The sequence below is a fragment of the Clostridium sp. BL-8 genome, assembly GCF_002006495.1.
In the GTDB taxonomy this organism is placed as follows: Bacteria; Bacillota; Clostridia; order Clostridiales; family Clostridiaceae; genus Clostridium.
On the sequence record NZ_LZZL01000096.1, the window covers coordinates 1 to 19,241 of the forward strand.

Sequence of the window (19,241 nt, forward strand, 5' to 3'; positions counted from 1 at the left end):
TCCAGTGAAAATTTCATAAGTCCTGTGGAATAAAAATGTATGTGATTTCGGTAAGCTGCCAAACAAGTTTAAATTCAAAGATAATTATCTATATACTAGTTTATTATTTTTGAATGTGCCTTAATTTTACATGAAGAAGGGAGTTTTTTACTTGAAGAGAAATAATTCTTATGGAGTTAGGAAGAGTGTTTTAAGAGAACTTGCAGAGGGCTTTTCTTGCATCCATGATAATTTCATGTACTTTCGTAAGTTATCAAAAAATGGAGATAAGATGCTAGGGGCATCCGAATGGCTTCTTGATAATATATATTTGATTGAAAGAGAATATAAAGCAATAAAAGTTGAGATGCCTATAGATTATTTCAGAGGGTTATCTTCCATAGGTGAAATTAATAATGATAAAGATCATGAAAATAAGGAATTTGTTCCACGTATTTTTATGGTGGCTAAGAATTATATTAATGCCGGAAATGAAATTGATTGCAATAAATTTATAAATTATATAAATGAACTTCAAGAGAAGAATACAAACGAAAAGTCTTTTAATAAGGATAAGATTTTTACCATGGGAGAATTATGGGCATTTCCTCTCATGCTGAAGATAGCAATTATTATAAACTTATCTAAATATACTAATGAACTTGTTAATATTCAAAAGGAAATTATAAAAGGTAAAAATTTAGCGGAGAAAGTTGTTGATGCTATTAACAATAATAAATTGGATGATGAGATCAGCAGTATTTTTTCTGAGGGCAAAAATATAAGTAATTTATTCTTAAGAGAATTTTTTAGAGTTTTAAGAGATAACTCCATAGAGGATATAAGAGTTAATGAATTCATAGAATCCAAGTGGAAGATGAATACTGATTTAGAGAGCAACAATATTAAAAGTGAATTGCGGGAAGAATCTTTAGAAAGACATATTGGTGAATACATAACCTCTATTCGGAAAATAGAAGGAATAAGCTGGAGAAAGTTTTTTGAAAGTACTTCTTTAGTTGAGCAGATTCTAAAAAAAGATCCAGAAGATGTTTATAATAAAATGGATTTTGAATCTAAGGATTATTATAGGCATAAACTTGAGAAAATAGCTAGAACTGCTGGAATGAATGAGATTGATGTTGCAAGTTATATCTTAGGATTTGCGCAAAACAGCAAAGATAATAGAGAGGAAAGTTATAAATGTCATATTGGTTACTACCTAATAGATGATGGGGTAAATGAGTTAAAAAGATATAGCAATAATATAAGAACTGTGATTTCAGAAAATGTATATGTATTGTCTAATATTCTTGGGACAATAGGCTTGAGTTTTTTGATTTTGTTTGTGAGTACTTTACTCGGAGCTGTCTATACTAGGATGCAATATATGCTTTCGTTCCTAGTTCTATTAATTCCGGTAAACGAAATCGTAATTGCTCTTACTAACTATACTGTGAGCAAAATTGGTGAGATAAGACTAGTTCCTAAATTGAGCTGCATTGAAGGAATTCCTGACAAATATAAAACAATAGTTGTAATTCCGGCAATAGTAAGTTCAAAAGAGAAGATTCAGGAGCTTATGAAAAAATTAGAAGTAATTTATTGTGGAAATAAAGATAAAAATTTATATTTTACTTTGCTTAATGACTTCTCGGATTCTGAGTATGAAAGCGTAGAAAAAGATGATGAAATAATTAAATGCGGAATAGAATGTGCCAGACACTTAAATGAAAAATATTATAACGACTTTATGAATGATAGTGAAAGTAGATTTTTCTTTTTGAGCAGGCAGAGAATTTATAATAAGAAGCAAAGAGTATATATGGGAAAGGAAAGAAAACGCGGAAAATTGATGGAGTTTATGGCTCTTATCAGAGATAGAAAGGATCACACATATAATGTTCTTAGTGATAACATAGAAGTACTTAAAGATGCTAAATATTTAGTTACGCTGGACGAAGATACTTTTATGCCAAGAGAAAGTATCTTTAAACTTATAGGTGCTATGAGCCATGTTTTAAATATTCCACAAATAATAGGAAATAAGGTAGCTAGGGGATATGCAGTAATGCAGCCTAAAGTAAGTATAAGTTTAGAAGCTAAAAATCAGACTTATTTTTCGAAAATCTTTGGAGGAGAAGAAGGTGTAGATGGGTATTCAGTAGCTTATTCTGATACTTATCAGGATTTATTTGGGGAAGGTTCTTTTACGGGTAAGGGAATAATATGTATAGACGAATTTTATAAGGCACTGCATAATTCTATAAAAGATGATACGATCTTGAGTCATGATCTACTTGAAGGTGGTCTTGCAAGATGTGCACTTTTAAGTGATGTAGAATTTATTGATGGATATCCTGGATCATATGAGGCTAGTTCTAGAAGACTGCATAGATGGGTCAGAGGAGACTGGCAATTAATAGGCTGGCTATTTTCAAATAAAATGAGTTTATTATATAAGTGGAAGATATTCGATAATTTAAGGAGAAGCTTACTTGCACCTAATTTACTTCTTACTCTTATTTTATCCTTGACTGTCTTAAATAATGGAAGTCAAATTGTATTACTTGCTTTTTTAGCATTAATAGTACCTTTAGTATTTACAGTAACGGATTTCGTTGTAACGCCTAAAAATAAATTGATGGGAACCTTTAAGACCTTTGATCAGATGGTGTTAATAGTAAGTTTTATTCCTTATCAAGCTTTTTTAATGCTTCATGCAATAATAGTAACATTATTTAGAGTTATTATTTCTAAAAGGAATCTTTTAGAATGGCAATCGGCAGATCATGTGGAGAAAAAAATAAATAATGATTTTACTAATTACTTAAGGAGGATGTGGATTTCTCCGGTAGTTGGAATAGTAGTACTTTATTTATCACTATATAGTTCTCTTGGAGCTATTGCTTATAATATAGTGGTTGCTGGCCTTTGGATTGTCGCTCCTTATTTTGCTTATTTTATAAGTAAGAAGATACCAGAAAGAAATAAAAATATTTTAAGTAATGATGAAAAAACATTCCTTAGAAAAGTTTCAAGAAGAATATATGCATATTACGAGGATTTTGTTAATGAAGAAAACAATTATTTAGCACCAGATAACTATCAGGAAAAACCACTTAAGGGCGTTGCCCATAGGACCTCTCCAACCAATATTGGTATGGGTATTACCTCTAATATTGTTGCATACGACCTAGGATATATAACCATGACAGAGTTTGTTGATAGAACAGAGCTTATATTAAATAGCATGAAATGTCTGCAAAAAGTAAATGGCCATTATTTAAACTGGTATGACACGAAAACAAAAGAGCCTTTATGGCCTAGATATGTATCAACCGTTGATAGTGGAAATCTTCTAGGAGACTTATGGCTGCTAAAAGAAACTTTAAATGAACTTAAAAGCAATAAAGTAATAAGAACTAAAGAGGTAATAGCCTTAAATGATATTTATAAGATAATTGAAGATGAGGATTCTTTTCTTAAACTTAAGTTTTCATCACATATAAATATTGGAGAATATTTTAAAACATTAATTGAGATCTCATTTAAACTTAATGAGTTAAAGGATAATGAAAATATATGGGGGGGAGCATCAAAGGAAAATAATCATAGTGAAAATGGATCAAAGCCTGAAAATAAAGAAACAAGGTATTGGATTAACAAACTTATAAATGAGGTTAATAGGAAAATAGAGTATTATAATCTCATGTTTGACGGCTTAGAAAATATATATAGCAGAGAATTTTTTGAGGGTGTTCCGAGTATTAAAGAATTAGTAAAGAGATGCGAAGAAGTAAAAAGAAAAAATGGGGATAACTTTAAATGTTCCTTAGGACAAAAGATTGATACCTTAAGAAATTACATAAATAAAATAAATAATTTAATAGAAGATATTGATAGTATCTCAAAGGAAATGGACTTTAATTTTCTTTATGATAAAACCAGAGGTTTGTTTTCTATTGGATATAATGTAGAAGAGAATTCACTTGGAAATTCATATTATGACCTATTGGCATCAGAATCAAGAATAGCATCTTTTGTTGCTATAGCTAAAGATGATGTGCCTTCGTCTCATTGGTTTAAGCTTGGAAGAGCGATGACGAATGCATTTCACAGTCACTCTCTTGTATCTTGGAGTGGGACTATGTTTGAATATTTTATGCCTTCACTCATAATGAAGAATTACCCAAAAACTTTACTCAGTCAAACATATAGGGCTGTAATAAAAGCTCAAATAAGTTTTGCAAGACAAAAGAAAACTCCTTGGGGAATATCAGAATCTGCATTTTATGAATTTGATCCTTCTGATAATTATCAATATAAGGCGTTTGGAGTTCCAGGACTAGGGTTAAAGAGAGGTCTTGAAGATGATCTTGTAATATCCCCATACTCAACTTTAATGGTTCTTCCTTTTGCTAAAAATACTGCAATTAAAAACCTTAGAAGGCTTGAAGAGCTTGGAGCTTTAGGACGATATGGGTTCATTGAAGCCTTGGATTATACTAAAGCAAGAAGTGATAAATATATAATGACACTTTCAGAAAATGAAGCTGAATTAAAAATTGCAAATAGTACTTTAAATAACAATAATATATCAACAGCTGAAGAAAATTATGCACAAAATGTGGATAAGTACGAAGAATCTGTGGATAACCTCCTAAAAAGCGTGGATAATGTAAGGGATAAAAAAGAAGATTATATTGTTGAAAACAATGTGAATAATGTTGATAATGTGGATGATTTTGAGGAAAATAACGAAAAATATACAAATAATGCGAATATCAGAGGTTCTAAGGTTTCAAGTTATCCACAAAGCATTAACAAAGTTATGACTTACATGGTACATCATTTAGGAATGTCACTTATGGCTTTGGATAATGTATTGCTAAATAATATATTAGTAAATAGATTTCATGATCTTCCAGAAGTTAAGGCGACTGAACTCTTATTAAAGGAAAGAATACCACAGTATGTAACTTTCGAAAGAAATGAAGATTTTTCTATAAAGAATAGATATTTTAAGGGAGAAGTATTAATTCCAAGGATATTCGAAAAGGTAAATCAAGATAGTCCACAGTTTTTGTTATTAAGTAATGGAGATTATTCATCCATGATTACAGTAAGTGGAAGCGGATATTCAAAGAAAAATGATACTATGCTTTATAGATGGAAAGGAAATTCAACAAGCGATGATAGTGGAGTTTTCTTCTATATAAAAAATTTAAATTCTAATGATTACTGGAGCTCAACGTATGAACCTTGTAAGAGTTCTGGAGATAAATATTTAGTAGAATTCAATTTAGATAAAGCAAAGTTTAACAGAAAAGATGGTAACATTGAAACTGAAATGGAAGTTGTACTCTCTTCAGAAGAAAACTTTGAAGTAAGAAAGCTGACTTTAAATAACTTGAGTGATAAAGGAAGAAGTATTGAGATAACAAGTTATATGGAAATAACTTTAGCTGCCTTTAGTGCAGATGCAGTTCATCCAGCCTTTTCTAATTTATTTGTTCAGACTGAATATGATGCAGAAGAAGAGATACTTATAGGAAGCCGAAGACCAAGAGTTAAAGATGGAAAGATTCCTTATGTTTTCCACAAAGCAGTTGTTAATGGTGAGCTTGAAGGAAGCTTATCCTATGAAACTTCTAGGTTAAATTTTATAGGGAGAGACAGGGCATTAAAGAATCCATTGGTTATGGATAATGATAAAGCTTTAAATAATACAGTGGGAACAGTTTTAGACCCTATAATGAGTATGCGTACAAGGATTAGATTAGAACCAAAATCTAAAAGAGAAATTTATTATATTACAGGAATATGCGATTCAAGGGAACAGGTTCTTGAAATATGTAGAGAATATAATGACTATAAAAAACTTGATATAGTATTCAAGAATTATAGCATAAGTACACAGCTTGAGCTTAAGAATTTAGGAATAAGAAGTGCAATGGCTAATGCTTTCCAAAGTGCTGCAAGCAATATATTCTTCTTAAGCAGCAGCCGAGAAAACAGAGAAAATTATATTGAGAATATTTCAAAGCATCAAAAGGATTTATGGGCTTATGGCATCTCCGGAGATTTGCCTATTATAATGTTATTTATTGAAAAAGAAGAAGATGTAAACTTAGCGTTTACTGCTGTAAAATTTCATCATTACTTAAAACTAAAGGGAGTTAAATTAGATTTAGTTATATATAATAATGAGGAAGTTACTTATGAAGCACCCCTTCAAAAAAATATAATGGATATAATAAGAACTTCTAATGAAAGAAATTCCCTAAACAAATCAGGTGGAATATTCGTTCACAATAAAGCTACTATGGATTCTGAAATTAAGGATTTATTAATAGGAATCTCAAGGATATATTTAGATAGTAAAAATAGTTTAAATTCTTATGTATATTCAGAGAAAAACTTAAATACTTATATGAATCTAGATGCAGAAGGTTTAGATTCACGTATAGCCCTAAGAAACAATTCAAGGTTTATAGATAAGTATAAGAAGGAAGAAGATTCAGAGAATATATCAAAGCAGGAAGCGTTAAAGGATATACAAAAGGAAGAAACTTTAAGGGATATACCATATGAAGTATATGATAATGATGAAGAAGTAATAAATAACTATGACTTGATTAAAAATGCTAAGGGGCCAGAAAAACAACATGATTTGAGCAGTAAGAATGAAAAAGTAAATGATCCTGAAAGCTACAAAAATAATATGAAGAAGGCTGCTAATGAAATTGCTGAGGAACTGACTTTAGAAGTTGATAAATATAAAGATAAGCAAGTTAATAGAGATGAAGCCGAAAATTCAAGTAACATGGCTTATAACCATGAAGCTAAACCTTCAATTAATATGACTTTTAACGATGAGGTTAATGAAGATTTCAATATAGAAGATTTAGATTTCTTTAATGGATTTGGAGGCTTTAATAAAAAAGATAATAGTTATGTGATTAAACTATCACATTATAAGAATACTCCAGCACCTTGGATTAATGTTATTTCTAATGAAGATTTTGGATTTCACATATCGGAAACAGGTTCAGGTTATACTTGGTGTGGAAACTCAAGAGAAAACAAGATAACACCTTGGAGTAATGATTATATTAGAGATCCAGCTGGGGAAGCTCTTTATGTCAGAGATAATAATTCTGGTGATTATTTTTCAATAACACCAAAACCAGTTAGAGACTCGGGAGATTATATGATAAAGCATGGTTTTGGTTATTCAGAATATAAGCACACAGCCTATGAGCTTAAAGGAAAACTTGAAGTTTTTGCACCTAAAAATGAAAAAATAAAGCTCCAAAGAGTTACCTTGGAGAATTTAAGTAACGAAGATAGAGAACTCTCATTATTTTATTATGCAAAACTTGTTTTAGGAGTTTACGAGTATGATAGTGCAAGATATATTTCTACATATATAAGGAAAAATCAAGGCAACGGGAATGAAATCAGTAATGGATTCATAGGAGCGCATAATCCTTATAGTGAGCACTTTGGCAAGTTAAATGCTTATTTAACAATTATAGGCGGAGAAGAAACAAGTTTTACTGGAGATAATAAGGAATTTATAGGGATTGGTGGGGAAACAGCTAGGCCACAGGCATTAAGCAGTAAGTGTTTAAATAATAAATCCGGGGGAAGTTATGATCCATGTTTGGCCGCTCAAACTACTTTTAAACTAAGAAAAGGTGAAAAAAAGGAATTAGTAGTTTTATTTGGGCAGGATGCAAAGGAGAATATAGAAAAATTTATAGATAAATACAGTAATTTCGCAAATGTAGAAGATGAATTAGATAAAGTAAAACAATATTGGAGACATTTCCTTGGAAATATACAAGTTAAGACACCAGATAAATCTTTAGACCATCTTTTAAATGGATGGCTTTTATATCAAACCTTAAGCTGTAGGTATTTAAGCAGAAGTGCATTTTATCAAAGTGGAGGAGCATATGGTTTCAGAGATCAGCTTCAGGATTCCATGTCTCTTGGAGTTGTAGAGCCTGAAATACCAAAAGCACAAATTTTAAGAAGTGCATCAAGGCAATATGTGGAAGGTGATGTACAGCATTGGTGGCATCCAGTTGTTAACTCTGGTATAAGGACCAGATTTAGTGATGATCTTCTATGGCTGCCTTATGTAACTGCAGAATATGTTAATTCTACAGGAGATTATGATATTTTAGATGCAAAAGCTCCTTACCTTGAAGATGAACCTTTAAGAGAAGGCGAAGATGAGAGATATACAATAGTTAACCAATCTTCAAAGGAAGGTACCATATATGAACACTGTTTGAAGGCTATAGAGAAAAGCTTAAAATTTGGAGTTCATAACATTCCTTTAATGGGCAGCGGAGATTGGAATGATGGAATGAGCACTGTTGGAAATAAAGGAAAAGGAGAAAGTGTATGGCTGGGATGGTTTTTATACTCTATTTTAAACAGCTTTATTGAAATTGCAGAAATAAGAAATGATCTGGAGACAAAAAAACACTATGAAGAAAGAAAAGGCTTCATAAGAGAAAATTTAGAGAAAAATGCATGGGATGGAGGCTGGTATAGGAGAGCGTATTTTGATGATGGAACTCCACTTGGTTCAAGGGAAAATCCAGAATGCCAGATTGATTCCTTAGCCCAAAGCTGGTCCATAATTTCAGGAGCCTTTGATGATGAATATAAATTTGAGCCTAAAGTAGATAGTAAAACAAGAGCAATGGAAGCAATGGAAGCTGTTGATAATAATCTTGTTAAGAGCGATAAGGGTATGATTTTGCTGCTTGCACCACCATTTAGTAATTCAGAATTAGAACCAGGTTATATAAAAGGTTATGTACCTGGAGTAAGAGAAAATGGAGGGCAGTATACTCATGCAGCAGTATGGGTAATCTTAGCTTTAACTAAGCTTAAGCTTGGAGATAAGGCAGTCAAATACTATAATATGATAAATCCTATAAACCATTCAAAAACAGAATTAGAATGCATGACTTATAAAGTAGAACCATATGTAATGTCAGCGGATGTTTACATAAAGGAGCCTCATGCAGGAAGAGGAGGTTGGAGCTGGTATACAGGAGCTTCAGGCTGGATGTATAGGGTTGGAATCGAAAATATTTTAGGCTTAAGAAAAGTAAAAGATAAAGGATACAGCATAAATCCATGCGTTCCAAAAGATTGGAAGGAATTTGAGATAAATATTAAAAATGAAAAAGAAGAGTATATTATAAAAGCATCTAGATTAGAGGAGAATGCTGAGCTGGATGCTGGAAGTAATACTAAAGTAGTGATTAACGGAGAAGCAGTAAAAGATAATATAATTCCAAGGAATAAGGGTAAATTAGATATAACTGTATATTTTAAATAAGGCACAAGTAAAAGGATGAAGAAGTATATTTTTTAGAAATAATATAGACATTTGAGAAGCAGTTGTTAGCTGTTAATTAAAATAATATTTAATAAATAATAAGCCAGAAGCACGCTGGCTTATTATTTTTATATGTATAAGTTTGAAAATTTAATATATAGGCTAAATTATTAATAAATAATTACTAAGATTATAAAGGTTGTTTGTAGAATATAAAGATGTCTTGTTGAAAATACGATTAATTAAATATAGAATTATATTTGGCCAATGTAGAAGTTTGATTAAATCTCTAGATTGCGGGAGACGTAAATTTCTAATTATTAATTGAAATATAAGGAGTATATAAATGAGCACATATTACAAATATAAGAGAAATTTAGTTGATGTTATATTCATATTTTTAGGCTGTATGATAGCATCTGCAGGAGTAAATCTTTTTTTAGTGCATGCTAAACTTTTAAGTGGAGGGGCTACAGGTGTAGCATTGATTTTAGAATATACACTTAAAGTTCCAGCTGGTATAGTGGTTTTCTTAATTAATGTACCACTACTCATATTGAGTTACAAAAAACTTGATAGGTCATTTACTATCTATACTACAATAGGAATGCTTTGTCTTTCATTTTCACTTATGATAACAAAATCTTTTGCTTACTTTATAAATCTAGATGGAGATTTACTTATCTATTGCATTTATGGTGGAGTATTATGCGGAATTGGTTATGGATTAGTGTTTCTAAGACGTGGTTCTACAGGTGGAACTGATATTATAACAATGCTAATCAGAAAGAGATTTTCAAATTTCAATATAGGAAGTTTAGGTTTTTCTCTTAACTTAATAATAGTTACTGCTGGAGCAATAATATTTGGTATTCAACAGGCATTATATACAATTATTTCGTTATTCATTCAAAGTTTAGTTCTAGATAGAATGCTAAAAGGATTTAATAGCAGAAAACTTCTCCTTATATTAACAAGAAAAGAAGAAGAAATTATTGAATTTGTAATTAAAGATTTAAATCGTGGAATTACGTCTCTATTTGCAGAGGGAGAATATACCCATGATAGAAAGAAAATGCTTTATTGCATTGTAAGCTCTCATCAGATGATAGACTTAAAAAGTGCAATACACTCTATAGATCCAAGCGCATTTATAACAATAATCGATATATCAGAAGTCAGAGGAAAAGGCTTTTTAAATATATAACTCATAACTTAAGAACAATTAGATAAGTAACTTGTTATTTATTTGATTATTCCTAAGAGTTAAGCGATGTTAATCAAAATAGATACATGTTTAGTCCTGCGGAATAAACATGTATCTATTTTTTTGCCTTAATATACGATTAAACAATGCTAATATTATATGATTTTCTTGGAAAAATATGAATTAGGCATAATAATATTAAATTTTTTATAAAGATAGCTAGTAATGAATATAAAAAGTTATAAAGATGACATTGAACATTAACTCTAATTAATATAATATATCTATATATAGAAATATATGTTATTTGTTATATCATTTATAAATAGTAGAGTAAAGCAACCTAAATATCATAAAAGTACGTTTCATTATTAATCCATTTTTATAAGAGTTAGAGTATTTATTTTCAAATGATAAGAATAACAGAAAGTTGGGGTATAACATTGTTTGATAATGAAATCATGAAACAAGGAGAAAGATTAAAAAAGATAAGACAAGTAATTCTTAGAGCAACTCAAGATGAAATTTCAGCAGGTGTGTGCACAAGAATAATGATAAGTCTAATCGAAAATAATAAGCAAAAATTAAGTTATAATTTAGCACAGGGAATTTCCAAAAATTTAAATGAAATTGCAAAAAAGAAAGGAATGAATATATCATTAATTACACCAAATGAGTTAATGACAGGGGAAGACGAACAAGCAAATTATGTTTTCCAAAATCAAATTTTGAAGGAACTAAAAGAAATTAAAATGATAGATTTGTTTGAACAGAAATTGCAAGCTGGAGAAAAGCTAATTGAAACATATAACATTACAGATAATAAAAAAATAGAGCTGTATAAATTAGCTGCTGATTTTTACTATTATAAGCATATTTATTCTAAAAGTGAGCAGATGTGTGAGATTGGATTAAAAGTAAGCATTAATTCTCAAAATAGTTTAGAGGAAGTAACTTTTTATATATATAAATCCAGAAATAATATATTCACTGAGAATTACGCTAGGGCATTACAACAGTTAGAGTACGCAGAAAAATTAAATAATGATATAGTAAACAATGATCTTTCTGTAATGATACTGCATTTCAGGGCATTAACATATAAAAAGTTAGGGGAATATGATAGTGCTTTAAAGTATTTTGAGATGATAAAGCAGTTTGAAATTAAGGATTATAAGATGTTATTAAGGATAAAAATGGTATATGCAAATTGTTTCAACGATTACCATAAGTTTGACGAAGCAGAAAAAGAATATAAGGAAACTCTAAATATTGCTATGAAATATGACGATAAAGGCTTTATATCTCTGACTTACTTGAACCTCTCCGATTTATATTTTAATGAAAAAGATTATAAAACAGCAGCTATGTATATTAAAGAATCATTAATATATAGTCCAGACAGTGAATATCCTAATGAGGTTTTGTACTTGGCAGCAAAGGTACTTAGACACGTAAATGAAGATGTTGAGAGTTATCTTTTACAGGCATTAGAACTATGTGAAAAAGATGATAAGGAAAATTTAAGTTTGCTTGAAAAAATAATTTATGAGCTAGTGCTTATTTATATAAAAAAAGAAGATAAAGAAAATTTAATGTTAATTGCAGATAAAGTAAAAGAATTAAATATAGATTATTCTTTAATCTATTCAGAGATTGGAGAGTATTACAGAGGTAAAAATGAAGAAAAAAGTAAATATTTCAGCAGGAAGTCAAGAGAAAAAATGAAACAGATAAAAGGAATTTAAAAATTTTTTATTCTGATTTCTAATATTATGTTATAATGTTAAATGAAGGATTTGTTAATTTAATTAAACTTTTAGGGAGGAAAATTTATGAAAAAAATTATATTGGCAGTAATGGCAACATCAATGCTATTAACAAATGTTGTGTTTGCATCAACTAATACTAAACATATTAAGAATACTAAAAATATTACAGTGTCTAGTTTTAATCAAAATAATGTATTTCATGTAGATTCAGTAGATCCAAATTAATAACATTAAAAGTTAAATGGATTTAATCAAATTTTGTTAACAATTTACAATTGATGTTTCTTTTATAATGAAATTTTAATAAGGGGTTGCGTAAGCAGCCCTTTATTGTTTTATCTACTTAAAATTTCTTTATAAGATTTTTTAAAGAAATTTTAAGTAGATATTATATATAATATTATTTATCATGAGTATTGAGTAATCACTGACTTTGGAATATTAATTAAATAGTGAGATGTGATTCTGTGAGAAGTGTAAAACACGTTGTATTGAAACTATATCATCTATAAAAGATAAAAATTTACACAATGTTTACATGAGTTAAGAATAGATGTTGTCTATGTGATATACGATTGATTCTTAGCTTAAGTGTTTGTTATGCATGTTTAATGTAAGTTTGAAAAAATTTGAATTTAGAGTTATAATATCCCGTATGGGCAGTAGGCACAATCAAAAAATAATAGACCAGCATGCGTATATTTGGGCTATTATTTATTTTCATGTGCCCTTAAGGAGGCAGCAGTAATATGCAAAAGAATATAAAGAAAACATTAGTCATAATTCCAATGGTATTTTTATTATGTATGTCGTTTGTTGGAACTATGGCAATGGCGGATGATAAAGTAAATCAGACTAGTACGGTAGACAGCGATAATAAACAAGGAAGCAGCAGCGAAAATGTGAAAAGTTCAGATTTAGAAGGTAAGGATGCTGTTAAAAATACTGAAACAACTCAGAGCAAAGATACAGCAAATACTTCTGATAAAAATAATCAAGGAAAAAGTACAAGCTCTACAAATGAAAATGGTAATCAAAACCAAAGTTCAGAGACATCTACAATGGAAGTTTTACCAGCATGGCAGAATTTACATGGGAAATGGTACTATGTTACTAAGGATGGAATATTGAAAAAAACAGGATGGTTTAAAGAAAAAGATGTAAATCCAGCTGCAGATAATAGCAATGAATTTTATTTAGGAAGTGATTATTCTGCGACTATAGGTTGGAAAAAAATTGATGGTTCATGGTATTATTTTAACGAAGTTGGAATAAAACAAACTGGATGGCAATATGGTAACTATGGGTGGTTTTATTTGGATAAAAACGGGATAATGCAAACAGGATGGCTTAATGATAAGGGTTATAAGTACTATTTAAATGGTGATGGAATAATGTTATCAGGAAAGCAATACATAGATGGTAAATGGTACTTTTTTGGATCAAATGGAAGCTTGCAGACAGGATTTTACAGCTACAATGGGAAAACTTATTATTCAAATAGTGATGGAGAAATGGGAGTTAACCAGTGGATAACCACAAAAATAAATAAGTATTATGTTAAAGCAGATAGTAGCATTGCAACTGGCTATGCTATTATAAATAATGAAGCAGAGAATTTTGATGCTAATGGTAGATATATAGGACCTACACAAATGAAAGATTATTTATTTGTGAGACATCTGAATGTTGGAGATGCTGATTGTGCCTTTATAAAACTTCCAGATGGAGAAACAGCTTTAATTGATACTGGTCTTGAAGAGACATCAGACAAGCTAGTTAGCTTTTTAAAAAGTCAAGATCTTAAACAAGAAAATGGCAAAGGTGTAATTGACTATGTAATAATTAGCCATGCACATTCAGATCACATTGGTGGACTAGCTGCGGTTTTAAGCAATTTCAAAGTTGGTAAAGTTTATATGCCTGATATTGCAGAGATGAAAAATTGGTATTCAGGAATAAAAGATACGGCAGAAAATGCAAGTGATATAGAACTCATGAAACATGATTATGAAGTTTATATTCGTGCGACTGTAGCAATGAACATGAAGGGCATGGAATTTATTAATCCAAAACACGATGAATTTATAGATAATGGAAAAATATTGCAATTCGTAGAATCAGGTAAAAATTTTGGAGGAATAGGCTCTGATAAACTTACTCAATATTATTGGGGAATCAATGAAAATTCAGATGTTGTATATTTGAATTATGGTAATTTACAAGAGCTATTTACCGGTGATATGGAATGGAATTCAGAAAAAGATTTTTGGACCAATAATATGTTGGAGGGAAAAAAGGTTAATGTGCTTAAAGTACCTCATCATGGAAATGATACATCATCAACTCCAGATTTTATTAATTACTTGAAGCCGGTAGTAGGAATAATAAGCAGAAGCAAAGAAAGTGTAAAACAAAGTACTAGTACTGCTTATAACAATTTAATTTCAGGCGGCGTAAGCTTATACGAGACAAGCTCTAACGATGATGGAGTATCAATATATGCAACAAAGGACAACTGGACAATTCAATAAGAATATATGGCACAATCAAAAAAATAATAGATCAGTATGCTTGCCTATTTTGCGCCATACTGTGTTAGCAAATTCAGCTAATAGTCTCACTATAAGCTGAATTTGCTTCCTTGTCTGTCACCAAATATTCGGCGCATCTTTGATTTATTATTTATTTTCATGTGCCTAAAAAGAGGGATCTTAAATGAACTTTAATCATTTAAGATCCCTGTTTCTTTGGAAATAAGCACTAAATTAAAATGATAAACTTTAGCGCCTGAGTATTATGGGGTACAAATATTATTTTGACCAAGATTGTTAAAATTATTCACGTTATTTTTAAAAATTATTTATATATATGTTGTAATTAGTTTCCTGAATTTTATATTCAGGCATTTGCTTAACTTACAAGTATCATAAATGTAAGTTTATTATTGCAACATATATATTATTCAGCCATAAGATTTGCGAATAAACGTCAATTAATTATGAATTATAATTCATAACTGTTTTAGCAACTCTTAACTGCTTTGACTCATTATATTTGATTTCAAAAATTAATTTACTTAATTGTTATCTTCATCATAATCGTCAGGCAAAAGCATATCTTCAGTGTAGTCAAATTCTTGATTTGCTATATTGTTTACAACAATAGAATCAGTTGCGGGATTTGGCATATTTATAGGAAAGTCAACGCCAGTTCCACTTTCAACATCATTTTTATCTGGATGATAATTAGTCCTCATTTTTGGTAAATATGCATTAGTAAAGGCTTTTTTATTATCATCTCTCACATCAGAAGTATTAGGAACTTTTTTTTTATCCATAATATCACTCCTTATTTTTTCATAAGTATTAAAAGAATTGTTGAACTTTAAATGTTATAAGATAGATTTATAGCATTTAGTTAGGCAAATGGACTTATTATTTATTTTATTGTAAGCTTTATGTTAGTGAATTTGGACTTGGAGGCTTAGGGTGATCTAAATCATTTGCATCTTCAATGCTCTTTTCACTTGGACTATTGTCAGCTTTTGAATTTGGAAGATAAAGATTTTTTAACTTTTCTATATCAGAATCGCTTGGTTCTGATGAAGGCGTATCAACTAAATTTTCAAAAGATGAGGATGGTTTTTTATTGTTCATACTTAATCACTCCTTATATAATGATTTGAAATAGCAATGTTAAATACTGCAATAACATTTACGACAAAATTAAAATGTTTATCTCATCTTAATACATAAATTTAATTGCAGCATATAGTCTATAATCTTTTATAACTAAAAACGAAAAATAGTTATATGTTATTATTTGAAAAAATGATTTTATTAATTCATAAAAATGCAGAAAATTTATATGTGGAAAGTTTTACAAAAATGTGTATAAAAATTTCAATTTTCTTAATTTTTTAATCTTAATCTATAAGATTCTTGTATTTTACGGGATAATAGTGATAAAATTAACTCATAACGGTATGGGAGGAAACTTTATGAATAAAAATATAAGACGTATAATTGCACTTGTGCTTACAATTAATGCTTTTTCTACACTTTCAGCTATAACACCAGCGAAGTTCGGAGATATAATGGCTAAGCCAGTTTATGCATCATCATATTCTCCAGATGCAGATGAGCTAAAAACATTAAAAGTAAAATCAACCAATGGAGATACTCTCGATTTACGTGATGGGTATAATGGGGATACAGTTAAATTAAGTGATGATAAAGAATATTATGTAAAACTTACTGATGATAGTGATGGAATTAAAATAACTGCTGACGCAGAAGGTGAAGACGAAATAGTTAGGATTTTTACTTCTGATAGACCAGATGCTCAGGAATATAAATCAGGAGATGAAATACCTCTTGGAAAAGGAGATACAACTGTTTACGTTAGGACTTATAATTCATTAGATGACTATAGAGAAGCTAAAAATGATGATAAGGATGTAACAAAATGCGAGCAGGAATATACGATAAACGTAAGAAAAACACAAGCAAGTGATGATGAGGATGATACTCAGGATCCAATATATCTAGATAACATTCAGCTTAATAAAGGAGACATAAGTTTCACAAAGCAAAAGACAAGCTATGATGTTAGTGTTGATTCTTCAGTCAGTGAAATAAAAATAACAGCACCGCCAGAAGATGATTCAGATAGGGTAAGAATAGATGGAGATGTTGTAGATTCAGGTGATGATTATAAGAAGAATGTATCTTTAGACCAAGGAACAAATACAATTAAAATAAAAGTAACAGATGATAAGGATAATCAAAGAACTTATACCTTAAACATTACTAGAGGCGATGCTTCAGATACACAAGCTGATGTATATTTAGATAAGCTTAAATTAGATCATGGAGATATTAATTTCTCAGAAGATGAAGATGATTACACTGTAGATCTTGATGAAGCTATAAGCAAATTAACAGTAAATGCAGAGCCAGAAGATGAGGATTATTTAGTCACAATTAATGGAGATGAAGTAAATTCAGATGATGATTACGAAAAAGAAATATCGTTATCTAAAGGAAAGAACACTATTACCATAGTAGTTGAGGATGAATTAAATGATAAGAAGAGAACATATACCTTAACTGCAAATAGAGGTACTTCTCAAGATACTACTAACACAAGTGGCGGCAATAACAGTGGTAGTACTACAGGCACTGGTAATACAAGTACAGATGCGACTAAGAAGTCTCAATGGGTACAAACAGATAAAGGTTGGGAATATTACAATGAAAATGGTTCTAAAGTAACCGGCTGGCTGCAAAAGAATGATAAGTGGTATTTATTAGATGGTAATGGAATCATGTTAACTGGCTGGCAGTACACAGGTGGAAAATGGTATATGTTAGATAAAACAAATGGAGATATGAAGGTTGGCTGGTATAAGGAAGAAGCTGCTAATACGAGCGATAGCAATAGTGATGCTTCAAATACAGCTGATACTAATACAAAAACTGAAAAATGGTATTACCTAAATAGTGATGGCTCAATGCAGACAGGATGGCTGGTTTATTCTAATTCGAAATATTATTTTAGTCCAAGTGGAGTTATGTTAACTGGAACTCAGACAATTGACGGAAAAGAATATAAATTTAATGATAGCGGAGTTTTAATAATCTAAGATTTTTGCGTTTGTATTAAAAATCGCTGTTAATACGTTAAATTAAAGCTTCCCAGAAATAACTTTAGAATTAAATTGCTAAAAGCAACGGCTTAGTTTAGTGATTAAATAAAAGTCAATATATAAAAAATAAGGGGTGAAGTTCTTTTTTAAAGAACTTCATTTCTTATTTTTTTACATGCCTTTTATCAATACAAGTTAGTGAGATATTGTTTAATGTTAGTGTATAATAAATTAACATTCTAGCAATATTATTGTCATACTAATGCAACAATAATTGGTTAATATAATACTTATAAGGAAAATGATGTACTATTTGATTAAAAGATTTTATAAATAAGTATACAAACTTGTGTATTAAAATGAGGAGACGATATTTATGAATAGAAATTTAAAAAAGATAATTGCGGCAGTAATAGTGCTCGGAAGTGTTTCAGCAGTTGCACCCGCAACATGTGCTAATTTATTAACTATAAAAGCTTATGCATCCGATTCTGATGCTGATGAACTAAGAAGTTTAGAATTAGAAACTTCAAATGGAGGTAATTTAAATCTTTATACAGATAGCGGCTATGATGATAAGCTCGATGAAGATTTATCTGTTGGAGACACATATTATTCAAAAACTTCATCAAATAAAATTGTTATAAATAGCATAGATGGAGCAGACGATGATAATGTAAGAATATTTAAAGGAAGTTCTAGTACAGCTTACGAAGTTGGTGATGATATTAATATTTCAGAAGGAACAACTACTACTTTAGGGTAAGAGTATATGAAGATAAATATGATGAGGATGAAGATTACTCTAGTTCAGATTATAACCAATATACTATCATCGTAAAAAATACAACTTCTGATGATGCGGACTTATTAGGACTTTCATTAAGCAATGCAGTTGTTAATTTTGATCAAAATACAACTTCTTATACTACTAATGTTCTTAACGATGCAGCTTCAACAGTAGTACAAGCTATACCTAAGGATACGGACGATACAGTTACAATAAATGGAACAATAGTTGATAGCGATGGTGGATATAAGAGTACAGTACCTTTAAGCTCAACTACTAATACAATAACTGTAAAAGTTTCTAAGGATGATAATTCAAGGACATATACATTAACAGTTAATAAAACATTGAATTCTGGATTAGGACAACAAGGCAATCAGCTTGCAGATGACAGCCAAGGAGCAAACAATAGTAATGTACAAGCTGGCTGGCAAAAGATAAATGGAGAATGGTTTTACTTTGAT

9 protein-coding genes are annotated in these 19,241 nt (G+C 30.1%); 7 read left to right on the forward strand and 2 right to left on the reverse strand.

The features are described 5' to 3' along the window. Positions 1 to 151: 151 nt before the first annotated feature. The 5 genes from CLOBL_RS23145 (at position 152) to CLOBL_RS23160 (ending at position 14,868) form a co-directional block, all read left to right on the forward strand. Positions 152 to 9,355, forward strand: coding sequence for a glucoamylase family protein (locus CLOBL_RS23145; RefSeq protein ID WP_077861179.1), 9,204 nt, complete (start codon positions 152 to 154; stop codon positions 9,353 to 9,355). 346 nt (positions 9,356 to 9,701) lie between these two features. After that, positions 9,702 to 10,562, forward strand: coding sequence for a YitT family protein (locus CLOBL_RS23150; RefSeq protein ID WP_077861180.1), 861 nt, complete (start codon positions 9,702 to 9,704; stop codon positions 10,560 to 10,562). A 443-nt stretch (positions 10,563 to 11,005) separates the two neighbouring features. Beyond that, a complete protein-coding gene (locus tag CLOBL_RS23155; protein ID WP_077861186.1) occupies positions 11,006 to 12,310 on the forward strand; it encodes a tetratricopeptide repeat protein in 1,305 nt (434 codons plus the stop codon). 87 nt (positions 12,311 to 12,397) lie between these two features. Beyond that, a complete protein-coding gene (locus CLOBL_RS28210; RefSeq protein ID WP_179117821.1) occupies positions 12,398 to 12,559 on the forward strand; it encodes a hypothetical protein in 162 nt (53 codons plus the stop codon). Positions 12,560 to 13,083: 524 nt separating this feature from the next. Beyond that, the gene (locus tag CLOBL_RS23160; protein WP_077861181.1) at positions 13,084 to 14,868 is read left to right on the forward strand and encodes an MBL fold metallo-hydrolase; all 1,785 of its coding nucleotides are present in this window, start codon (positions 13,084 to 13,086) and stop codon (positions 14,866 to 14,868) included. A gap of 545 nt (positions 14,869 to 15,413) precedes the next feature. Here CLOBL_RS23160 and CLOBL_RS23165 read toward each other — a convergent pair. Together CLOBL_RS23165 and CLOBL_RS23170 are read right to left on the reverse strand one after the other, a co-directional pair. Beyond that, entirely contained in the window at positions 15,414 to 15,677 is a 264-nt protein-coding gene (locus CLOBL_RS23165) for a hypothetical protein (RefSeq protein WP_143323934.1), read from the reverse strand. Between the two features lie 115 nt (positions 15,678 to 15,792). Then, positions 15,793 to 15,993, reverse strand: a complete 201-nt coding sequence (locus tag CLOBL_RS23170) for a hypothetical protein (RefSeq protein WP_077861183.1) — start codon at positions 15,991 to 15,993, stop codon at positions 15,793 to 15,795. Positions 15,994 to 16,337: 344 nt separating this feature from the next. On the opposite strand from CLOBL_RS23170, the gene CLOBL_RS23175 reads away from it, so the two are divergent. Both CLOBL_RS23175 and CLOBL_RS23180 read left to right on the forward strand, forming a co-directional pair. Then, positions 16,338 to 17,984 (forward strand): cadherin-like beta sandwich domain-containing protein, encoded by a 1,647-nt coding sequence (locus CLOBL_RS23175; RefSeq protein ID WP_077861184.1) that lies wholly within the window; start codon positions 16,338 to 16,340, stop codon positions 17,982 to 17,984. A gap of 379 nt (positions 17,985 to 18,363) precedes the next feature. Next, positions 18,364 to 18,753 (forward strand): hypothetical protein, encoded by a 390-nt coding sequence (locus CLOBL_RS23180; RefSeq protein ID WP_077861185.1) that lies wholly within the window; start codon positions 18,364 to 18,366, stop codon positions 18,751 to 18,753. The last annotated feature ends 488 nt before the right edge of the window (positions 18,754 to 19,241 follow it).

What these genes read in the sequence shown, in the direction of transcription:
- CLOBL_RS23150 (WP_077861180.1), top strand. Translation starts at nt 9,702, where the DNA reads ATGAGCACATATTACAAATATAAGAGAAATTTAGTTGATGTTATATTC.
- CLOBL_RS28210 (WP_179117821.1), top strand. Translation starts at nt 12,398, where the DNA reads ATGAAAAAAATTATATTGGCAGTAATGGCAACATCAATGCTATTAACA.
- CLOBL_RS23160 (WP_077861181.1), top strand. Translation starts at nt 13,084, where the DNA reads ATGCAAAAGAATATAAAGAAAACATTAGTCATAATTCCAATGGTATTT.
- CLOBL_RS23170 (WP_077861183.1), bottom strand. Translation starts at nt 15,993, where the DNA reads ATGAACAATAAAAAACCATCCTCATCTTTTGAAAATTTAGTTGATACG.
- CLOBL_RS23175 (WP_077861184.1), top strand. Translation starts at nt 16,338, where the DNA reads ATGAATAAAAATATAAGACGTATAATTGCACTTGTGCTTACAATTAAT.
- CLOBL_RS23180 (WP_077861185.1), top strand. Translation starts at nt 18,364, where the DNA reads ATGAATAGAAATTTAAAAAAGATAATTGCGGCAGTAATAGTGCTCGGA.